Genomic DNA, 4,555 nt, shown 5'->3' with positions numbered 1-4,555 from the left:
AGCTAAGTTAGTACAACAAGACAACTCCTTTTCAGGTGAAGAAATAGAGTACGACATTGTACGAAGAGCTATACGCGCCAAGGGAGATCAGACCCAAGGGTCTCGAGTTAAAATTCATTACTACCCTAATGCCGAGACCGCATCGGAAAATACTGAAGTGCCACTAATAAAAGGTTCTCCAGAAAACGAAAACAAACTGCCACTCGAACCTGCTCCAAATGCCGAGTCCGGTGCCGAGCAAAAGCAATAGACCTGAGCAACAATGAAAACTTTAAAAGCAGAAAACCTAGCCAAGGCCTATGATAAACGCCAAATAGTTAAAGATGTTTCCCTGACTATCAACAGCGGTGAAGTGATCGGGCTGCTCGGCCCTAACGGTGCTGGTAAAACCACTTGTTTCTATATGATTGTAGGCCTGGTTAAGCATGATAAAGGCAAGATATCAGTTAATGATACCGACCTATCATCCATGGCTATGCATGATAGGGCACGAAACGGTGTCGGCTACCTGCCCCAGGAAGCTTCAATATTTAGAAAGTTAAGTGTTCGAGACAATATCCTGGCGGTACTAGAGATTAGAAAAGATCTTTCTCGCAGCGAAAGGCGACAAAGAATGGAAGCCTTACTCGAAGAGTTTCACATCACTCACATCAAAGATAGTCTTGGCATGGCCTTGTCAGGCGGTGAACGTAGGCGAGTGGAAATAGCCAGAGCTTTAGCAATGGAGCCTGACTTCATTCTACTCGATGAGCCCTTCGCAGGTGTCGACCCAATATCGGTCAACGACATCAAGTCAATCGTCTCTCACCTTAAAAGTAAAAATATCGGCGTACTCATAACCGATCACAACGTTAGAGAAACGCTGGATATTTGTGAAAAAGCCTATATTGTTGGTGATGGCCATATCATTGCTTCAGGAAGTGCTGAAGACATTCTGAATAATGAAAAGGTCAAACAAGTCTACTTGGGCAATCAATTCAAATTATAAGCCAGTGGCTAGTTCATAGCATTCGATTCGAACAGCATATACAAACAATTAAGCATGACTTTCAGCTTAGAAATGAGTAGCATGCAATTTTCACGTCAACAAGACGATAACTTGATCTAAAACAATTATTTGTAGGCTGGTAACGTAAATATACTTTTATTTGTTTCACACTTTGCTATCTTCGCACTACACTTGTGTAAATGAAGTAAATATAAATACGTTTATTCACAGCGACCATTTCCGCAAAATATAATAAGCGACAATACATGATTCAAAATTTAAGTCTTAAGTTGGTGACATCCTCATGAACATGAAGGTTTCTCTCCAATTAAAGCTCGGTCAACAACTGACAATGACACCTCAATTGCAGCAAGCAATCCGCTTGCTACAATTGTCGACTCTTGACCTTCAAAACGAAATACAAGAAGCATTGGAATCTAATCCTATGCTCGAACTCCAGGACGATAACAACGAGCCTGGAAATACAAGTGATAAACAAGAAAATCAGAATGAAAGTCATCAAAATGATGGCAACGAGTACGCCTCTCAGGACAACCAACAAAGCAGTAGTACAGACACCAGTTCGAGCGAAGCACCTGCTAGTAATGAAGCCGACACGCCTAGTGAAGAGTGGTCAGATACTATACCGGAAGATCTGCCTGTTGATACGGCTTGGGATGACATATATACAAACAATGCGCCCAGTGGTCCCGTTCCCGAAGATGACAACAATGCCTTCGAACAAAGAAACGCTGCTACCGAGTCTCTTGCAGATCATCTAGATTGGCAACTTAACCTTACCCCCATGTCTGATCGCGACCGATACATTGCGATGTCATTAATCGACGCAACAGATACAGACGGCTACCTAACGAATACCGTTGAAGAGATACACGAGGGGCTGCACAACTCAGATGACGAAGACCCGGTTGAATTAGATGAAGTTGAAGCCGTCTTAAAACGCGTGCAGCACTTTGATCCACCTGGGGTATTTGCCAAAGACCTGCCCGACTGTTTGCTGCTACAGTTACGCCAGCTACCAAAAGATACGCCCTGGCTACCACAAGCAAAGCTTGTAATCAGCCACTACCTGAACTTATTAGGATCAAGAGACTACGCTCAACTAATGCGACGCAGCCGCCTTAAAGAGCATGAACTGAAAGAGGTTATCTCTCTAATTCAGTCTTTGAACCCTAAACCAGGTGAATCCATTGCTTCTTCCGAGCCTGAGTACATTGTGCCAGATGTCGTCGTAAAGAAAGAAAAAGGACGCTGGAAAGTTGAGCTCAACCCAGAGATTGCGCCAAAAATAAGGGTCAATGCAAATTATGCTTCGTTTATAAAGAGAGCTGACTCCAGTAACGACAACACCTTTATGAAGGATCAACTTCAAGAAGCAAAGTGGTTTATTAAAAGCCTACAAAGTCGTAACGAGACGCTTCTAAAAGTGGCAAGTAAGATAGTAGCTCACCAACAAGGCTTCCTTGACTATGGTGATGAAGCGATGAAGCCGCTGATTTTACATGATATTGCTGAAGCGGTAGAAATGCATGAGTCCACCATATCTCGTGTGACAACACAAAAGTACATGCATACGCCACGAGGCATATTTGAACTCAAATACTTTTTCTCAAGCCACGTCAGCACAACTACTGGCGGAGAGTGCTCGTCAACAGCGATTCGCGCAATTATTAAGAAGTTAATATCAGCAGAAAACCCTAAAAAACCTCTTAGCGATAGCAAGATTGCCGACTTGTTGAAAGAGCAAGGAATTAACGTCGCCCGCCGCACTATCGCAAAATACCGCGAAGCGATGTCGATCCCCCCATCGAACGAAAGAAAAAGATTGGTTTAATACAATATTTGATAACTTGCTGCCTGCAGCAAGTTGATTTGATAAGCGAAAAGTGAGTCAATATTCAACTCTCGCTAAAAATAACGATGATAGGAGAATACTATGCAATTAAATATCACTGGCCATCATGTAGATTTAACTGATGCACTTAAAGAATATGTGAAAACCAAATTGCAAAAGCTAGAGCGCCATATTGGCGGCATTAGCAACGTACAGGTAACCCTTTCTGTATCGAAACAAGCACATATTGCTGAATCAACGCTACATATCGCTGGTGCAGATATCCACGGCCACGCCGAGAACGACGACATGTATGCCGCTATCGACCAGCTAGTTGATAAGCTAGACCGTCAAATTCTTAAGCACAAGGAAAAGAAAGTTGACCGCGCACACGGCGCAGCAGCACGCTAGTTATTAGCGATCTTTAGAGTCGAAAAATGTCTGAAAATAAAATTACTATCGAGGCCATCTTGTCACCGGAGCTAACCCAACGCGGTTTGCCCGGTGGTAGCAAGAAAAAAGTTCTTCAACAGGCTGCACACCTGGTCTCAAAACAATTTCCTCATCTTGATGAAACTGAAATATTTGACAACCTTATTTCTCGTGAACGACTGGGAAGCACGGGAGTTGGGCAAGGAATTGCCATTCCCCACAGCAGACTGGAAAACTGCAAACAAGTTATTGGTTGTCTATTTACACTTGAAAAAAAGATACCTTTTGACTCGATAGATAACGAAGACGTTGATATTCTTTTCGTTTTACTTGTCCCCTCCGAGGCGACGAGCGAGCACCTGGATCTTTTAAGTCAAATTGCAGAGAAGTTCAACAACACTGCTTTTTGCGATAGTTTAAGGGAATCTGCTACAGGCACTGAACTTTATCAGAAAATAATTGCTTAAGACCTACAAACCTTAGAAGCTCAAAATTGCTAGGAACTTCTTATGAAGCTCGTTATTGTCAGTGGCAGATCCGGTTCCGGAAAAAGCACGGCCCTTCACGTCCTTGAAGACATGGGGTATTACTGCATTGATAATTTACCGGTTGGGCTTTTACTAAACCTTGGTAAACAATCACTACAAGGTAAAGATACAAGGTTAAGTAACGTTGCGATCAGTATCGATGCTAGAAATCTGCAGGGTGGAATAGAAGCATTCCCCCAAGTTTACGAGAAGCTAAAGCAGATGGAGATTGATGTCGATATCATTTTTCTTGACGCACAAAGTGAGACGCTCCTAAAGCGCTTTCACGATACTCGACGCAAACACCCACTTAGCAGCACAACACACTCACTCACCGAAGCGATTGAAACCGAAAGAACGCTTCTCGACCAGCTGGCACTAAAAGCTGACCTGACTGTCGACACTACGAAACTAACCCTATACGAGTTAAGAGACCTCATAAAACTTAGAGTGACAGGCAAACGAGAGCAAGAGCTCGCCATACTCTTTCAATCATTTGGTTTCAAAAATGGTGTTCCTAGCGATGCAGATTACGTATTCGACGTTCGCTGTTTGCCAAACCCATACTGGGACCCAAACCTTCGTACTTTTAGTGGATTAGATAAGCCCGTCGTAGACTTCATGAACGCCCAACCCGAATCCATACTAATGAAGGAAGATATCATTAACTTTCTCAGTAAATGGCTTCCTCAATTCAAAGCATCAAACCGTAGCTACATGACTATCGCGATCGGCTGTACCGGCGGCCATCAC

At 43.2% G+C, this 4,555-nt stretch carries 6 protein-coding genes; all 6 read left to right on the top strand.

Annotated elements, in window-relative coordinates; all coding sequences use genetic code 11:
• Positions 1-250, top strand: a 250-nt coding sequence (locus A3735_RS30895) for a hypothetical protein (RefSeq protein WP_197485875.1), incomplete at its 5' end; no start/stop codon positions are given.
• 12 nt (positions 251-262) lie between these two features.
• Positions 263-988 (top strand): LPS export ABC transporter ATP-binding protein, encoded by a 726-nt coding sequence (gene lptB, locus A3735_RS11460; protein ID WP_068511164.1) that lies wholly within the window; start codon positions 263-265, stop codon positions 986-988.
• 310 nt (positions 989-1,298) lie between these two features.
• Complete coding sequence (locus A3735_RS11455; protein WP_068511168.1) at positions 1,299-2,843, top strand: RNA polymerase factor sigma-54; 1,545 nt, start codon at positions 1,299-1,301, stop codon at positions 2,841-2,843.
• Between the two features lie 102 nt (positions 2,844-2,945).
• A complete protein-coding gene (gene hpf, locus A3735_RS11450) occupies positions 2,946-3,254 on the top strand; it encodes a ribosome hibernation-promoting factor, HPF/YfiA family (protein WP_068510392.1) in 309 nt (102 codons plus the stop codon).
• Between the two features lie 26 nt (positions 3,255-3,280).
• A complete protein-coding gene (gene ptsN / locus A3735_RS11445; protein WP_068510396.1) occupies positions 3,281-3,742 on the top strand; it encodes a PTS IIA-like nitrogen regulatory protein PtsN in 462 nt (153 codons plus the stop codon).
• Between the two features lie 42 nt (positions 3,743-3,784).
• On the top strand, positions 3,785-4,555 hold a 771-nt coding region (rapZ, locus tag A3735_RS11440; protein WP_068638093.1), incomplete at its 3' end, for an RNase adapter RapZ.

It is taken from the genome of Oleiphilus sp. HI0061 (assembly GCF_001635675.1).
This window is presented reverse-complemented; position numbering and strand designations above follow the sequence as displayed.

What these genes read in the sequence shown, in the direction of transcription:
- lptB (WP_068511164.1), top strand. Translation starts at nt 263, where the DNA reads ATGAAAACTTTAAAAGCAGAAAACCTAGCCAAGGCCTATGATAAACGC.
- A3735_RS11455 (WP_068511168.1), top strand. Translation starts at nt 1,299, where the DNA reads ATGAAGGTTTCTCTCCAATTAAAGCTCGGTCAACAACTGACAATGACA.
- hpf (WP_068510392.1), top strand. Translation starts at nt 2,946, where the DNA reads ATGCAATTAAATATCACTGGCCATCATGTAGATTTAACTGATGCACTT.
- ptsN (WP_068510396.1), top strand. Translation starts at nt 3,281, where the DNA reads ATGTCTGAAAATAAAATTACTATCGAGGCCATCTTGTCACCGGAGCTA.